The sequence below is a fragment of the Streptomyces sp. MB09-02B genome, from assembly GCF_033794485.1.
Classification (GTDB): Bacteria; Actinomycetota; Actinomycetes; order Streptomycetales; family Streptomycetaceae; genus Streptomyces.
Genome location: NZ_JARGEE010000579.1, coordinates 1 through 4,588 on the forward strand (window position 1 = coordinate 1; position 4,588 = coordinate 4,588).

Genomic DNA, 4,588 nt, shown 5'->3' on the forward strand with positions numbered 1-4,588 from the left:
GGCGCCGGGTCCAGGTCCCGGGGTGAGCGCGGCAGAGGTGGCGCGGACCAGCCAGGCGTTGACGGAGAGCCCTTCGCGGCCGGCCGCCTCCTCCAAGCGGGCCTTGAGATGGGCCGGGAGGCGGAAGTTGATACGGGCCGCGACGCCGTCGTCGCCCTCCGGCGCGAGGGGCGGGGCGATCGCCTCGGTCCGGAGCGCGGTCGCGTCCTGCACCGGGCTGCTCGGCAGAGTCACCACGAACTCCGGATCGGCGCCGCGGAGCCGCACGTCGACCGAGCCCGGAGCCAGCTCTCGGGTGACCTCGCCCATCGCCGCCGAGAGGGCGGTCAGGAGGGTGAGGCGAGTGGCGGAGTCCAGGGGCGCGACGAGCCGCTCGGCCAACGCCCGGGCCTCGTCACCGCCGGCCTCGGCGGCGACGACGAGCTCCTGGCGGAGACGGTCGACATACGGGGTGAGGTCCATGACGCCATCATGACACATCAATGGCGCCACTGGAAGCCGGATTGGCGCCGCCGGGTCTTCAAGTACGGGCACACCGAGCTGGAGTTGCGGACTTCTCGCAGGTCAGATGCTCTTTCGAGGTGCACATCGGAGGTGGCGCCAGCCTCCCTCCAGTGAGGCACCGAGCTTTGCGAATGGCCGAGCATGGCGCCACGCGGGCCACATGGCACCATCATCTGGCGCCATCTGGCGCCCGATGGCATCACGGGACGTCAAGGTGGCATCACGAGACGCCGGGCCCATGCGAGGGTGCTCGCACCACGCGCCGATAATTTCCAGCCAACGATCCCTACAGTGGTCTCCCCCGCCACCCCGTTCCCCGAGCCGCCGAGGGCCGCGCCGGGCCTCCCCCGCCGTGGGCGGCCCGTTCCCTGGTCCTGGCGGAAAAGCACGAGGCACCTCCACGGCACGGGAAATCATGAGGCATGCGCCCGGATGACTGGCACCTCACCGAAGACGTTCACGAGTTCCTCTCCCGAGCCGGGGATTTCCTGCGCTCGCGCCCCGCCCTGCACACCATGCAGCTGACGGTGACCGAGAAGCATCGCGCCGACGGGGTGTCCGCGAACCCCGCTGAAACCCCCGTGTTCGGCCGCCTGGAGCGCGACGGCGAGGTCCACGCCGGCTTCTATCAGCGCACCCCGACCGGCAACCTGAGCCTCACCTCCATGGCCCCCGACCAGGCCGACGCACTCGCCGCCCGCCTGGCAGACCTGGGGCACCCCGTCCCCGGCGTCACCGCGGACCACGACGCGTCGACCGCCTTCGCCGAGGCCTGGCAGCGGCGGACGGGCGCGGAGCCGGTGGTCACCACACGACTGCACCTCTACCGTCTCGGCACGCTCACCCCACCCAACCCCTTCCCGGAGGGGCGGGGACACCTCGCGGGAGAGCAGGACCGTGAGCAACTCGTCCGCTGGTGCCGTGAGTTCTGTGTCGAGGTCGGGGAGCAGTACTCCATCGACCTGATCGACGCCGGCGCCTGGGCCGACTCACGTTTCGGCGACAGGAACTTCACGTTCTGGCAGACCCCGGACGGCACCCCCGTCTCCATGGCGGCCGCGACCTCGATCGTCGGCGGCATGGTCAGGGTGGACCCCGTCTACACCCCGGCCCACCTGCGGGGGCGCGGCTACGCGGGCGCCGTCACGGTCGAGGCGAGCCGCGCCGCCCTGGCCGCGGGCGCGAAGGAGGTCGTGCTCTTCACGGACCCCGGCAACCCCACCAGCAACGCCCTCTACCAGCGCCTCGGATACGTCCGGCTCACCGACTTCACGGTGTACGACTTCTCGTCCGCCACGCCCGAGGCCGCCTGAGAACCGCGTTCTACCGGGCTTCCGGCGACGGACCGGCGGGTGGGCGCGGTTCATGTCATGCGCGTCTGAGTCGGGTGTGGCCCCGGACGGCGGATGGGTACCGTTCCCCGGTCCAGGTCCACCCGAAAGGGGAGGGCAGGTCCTCGGCCGGCCTGACCCGCCCGGGCGTTCTTCCATACGCGTTCCTGACCAGCGTCCCGACCTCGGCCGAACCGCCCAGGGGCCCGGTCCTCGACGTACACGGACAGATGGAAACGCATCCATGACCGCATCCATGACCCGTGAGCCCACTGACCGGCGGCCAGCCGACGAGCGCTCAAGGGCCGAAGGCCTGGAGAGCCCAAGGGCCGTGGACAGCCGAAGGCCGTGGGGACTGGAAAGGGCCGTGGAAAGTGGAAAGGCGGTGGACAAAGATCGCGTGGGCCGGAGACTGAGGTCATGACCGCCGCCGAAACGGACGCCAAGGCCGACCTCCACCACTATCTGCAATCCGCCCGCGATGCCCTGATGTGGAAGCTCGACGGGCTGTCGGAGTACGACGCCCGCCGCCCGATGACCCCGACCGGCACCAACCTCCTGGGCCTGGTGAAGCACACCGCCAGTGTCGAACTGGGCTATCTCGGCGACACCTTCGCTCGGCCGTCGGGCGAGCCGTTGCCCTGGCTCGCCGACGCCGCCGAGCTCAACGCGGACATGTGGGCCACCGCCGTCGAGTCCCGCGAGGACATCGTGGGCCTCTACCGCCGGGCCTGGGCACACGCGGACGCGACCCTCGACGCGCTGCCGCTGGACACCGTCGGCCGGGTGCCGTGGTGGCCCGCCGACCGGAACGAGGTGACGCTGCACCACGCCGTCGTCCGCGTGATCGCCGACACCCACCGGCACGCCGGGCAGGCCGACATCCTCCGTGAACTCATCGACGGCGCGGTGGGAATGAACGAGGGCAACAACAGCCTCCCGTCGAACGACCCGGCGTGGTGGGCCGACTACCGGGACCGAGTGGAACGCGCCGCCCGGGAAGCCGACGGAAAGGCCTGAGCCCGGGCCCATCCGCGTTGCGGCTCGAAGCCCATTCCTGGGCAATCAAGAATGCCGATCCACAGGTCGCCCCCAAACCTAGGTCGTCCCAGGACCACAGGTCGTCCCAGGACCGACAGAGCGGTCACATTTTCCCGCCGTCGCCCCGCCCGCCGCGGCCGCCCCGCCCCCCACCTCCCGAATCAGCCGTAGTTCCGGCCGAATACACATTGCCCGGCCACGCCGCCGCCCCTTATCGTGGGCGCATGACTGCCGGGTCGGCCTTGTGCCGTGAGCGGATGGGTTACCCGGCCTCCGAGTGAGGCCGGGGCGGGCCAGGAGCCCGCCCGTTGAATTTCCGCGTGCTTAACATCGTTCTCCTGCAACGATGTTCTCCAACACCGTTTCCACACCTCAGTGTTCGCGGTGTTCTTCGGCGCTCTCCGGTGTTCCGCGGTGTTCCGCGGTGTTTTCGCCGCGCGCGTTGAACTCCCCCTCACACCACACTGCGCCCACACCCACACCACAGCGTGCCGCGATTCGCAGCGCATTCCGCCGACGCGTGTTCCGTCGGCAATGCACTGACGCCCGCGCCGCGGCAATCACCCCTGCCCGAATTCCGCTACTAATCGACGAACCATCTCGCCCTCCACCGAAAGCAGAGAATGCCCAACCCTTTCAACCAGCAAGTCATCGACGAATTCCGCGCGCGTCACGGCGAGGTCGGCGGCTATTTCGAAGGCGCCCGTCTGATTCTTCTGACCACCACCGGCGCCCGTACCGGCAAGCGGCACACCACTCCCCTCGGCTACCTCCCCGACGGCGACGGCTCGGTCCTGGTCATCGCGTCGGCCGGAGGATCGCCCAAGCACCCCGACTGGTACCGGAACGTCACGGCCGACCCCCGGGTGACCGTGGAGAGCGGGGCCTTCACCTACGAGGCCGACGCCGTCGTACTGCACGGCGAGGAGCGGGACCGGGCCTTCGCGCGGGCCGTCGAGGCCGAGCCGGGGTGGGCCGAGTACCAGGCGAAGACGGACCGGACGATCCCGGTCGTCGCCCTGCGCGAGGTGCCCGTGGCCGGACCGCCGAACGTCAACGCCGGGTCCATGGGCGAGGCCCTGAAGGTCGTCCATGACGCCTTCCGGCGCGAACTCAGCCTGATCAAGAAGGAGTTGACTGCCAGTGGCGGCAGGGCCGGCCTCGGCGCCCAACTCCGCGTCAACTGCCTCACCTTCTGCCAGGGTCTGCACAACCACCACACCGGCGAGGACATGGGGCTGTTCCCCTTCCTCGGTGAACGCCACCCCGAGCTGACCCCGGCCCTGACCCGCCTCCACGAGGAGCACGAGTGCATCGCCGCCCTCGTCGAGGATCTGCGCCGGGTGGTGACGGCAGAGAACGCCGACCCCGCCGGCGTACTCCCCGAGGTCGAGCGCCTCATCGACGAGCTCGAAGCCCATCTCGCCTACGAGGAGGAGCAGTTGATCCCCGCCCTGGAGGCCGCGGCGCAACCCGAGGAGTGGGCGGCGGGGCGCGAGGGCGAGACGGCGGCGCCGTGACAGACGCCCGGAAGCGGGCCCGTCGGACCGCGTGAACCACCGGCGGGCGGCGCGCGAGCCCTCCCGGGGGGGGGAGGGAAACAGGCTCGCGCCGCCGCTCACCGGTCCCGCACACCATGACCACAGCCCCGATCGCCGAGGTGCCGAGGTGCCACTACGGTCATGATTCCGCCGCCTTCAAGCAACACGCCC

4 protein-coding genes are annotated in these 4,588 nt (G+C 70.5%); 3 read left to right on the forward strand and 1 reads right to left on the reverse strand.

Annotated elements, in window-relative coordinates; all coding sequences use genetic code 11:
* The coding region (locus P1P70_RS41030) for a hypothetical protein (RefSeq protein WP_319247041.1) at positions 1-462 on the reverse strand (462 nt) is incomplete at its 3' end.
* 464 nt (positions 463-926) lie between these two features.
* Here P1P70_RS41030 and P1P70_RS41035 point away from each other — a divergent pair.
* From P1P70_RS41035 to P1P70_RS41045, 3 genes are all read left to right on the forward strand, one after another.
* Positions 927-1,817 carry a GNAT family N-acetyltransferase gene (locus P1P70_RS41035; RefSeq protein WP_319247042.1) on the forward strand — a complete coding sequence of 297 codons (891 nt, stop codon included), beginning with the start codon at positions 927-929 and terminating at the stop codon, positions 1,815-1,817.
* A 438-nt stretch (positions 1,818-2,255) separates the two neighbouring features.
* On the forward strand, positions 2,256-2,855 hold the full coding sequence (locus P1P70_RS41040) for a DinB family protein (RefSeq protein WP_319247044.1): 600 nt from the start codon (positions 2,256-2,258) through the stop codon (positions 2,853-2,855).
* Between the two features lie 644 nt (positions 2,856-3,499).
* Positions 3,500-4,396, forward strand: coding sequence for a nitroreductase/quinone reductase family protein (locus tag P1P70_RS41045; protein WP_319247046.1), 897 nt, complete (start codon positions 3,500-3,502; stop codon positions 4,394-4,396).
* The last annotated feature ends 192 nt before the right edge of the window (positions 4,397-4,588 follow it).

Coding starts and splice junctions, on each gene's coding strand:
- P1P70_RS41035 (WP_319247042.1), top strand. CDS start 927: ATGCGCCCGGATGACTGGCACCTCACCGAAGACGTTCACGAGTTCCTC.
- P1P70_RS41040 (WP_319247044.1), top strand. CDS start 2,256: ATGACCGCCGCCGAAACGGACGCCAAGGCCGACCTCCACCACTATCTG.
- P1P70_RS41045 (WP_319247046.1), top strand. CDS start 3,500: ATGCCCAACCCTTTCAACCAGCAAGTCATCGACGAATTCCGCGCGCGT.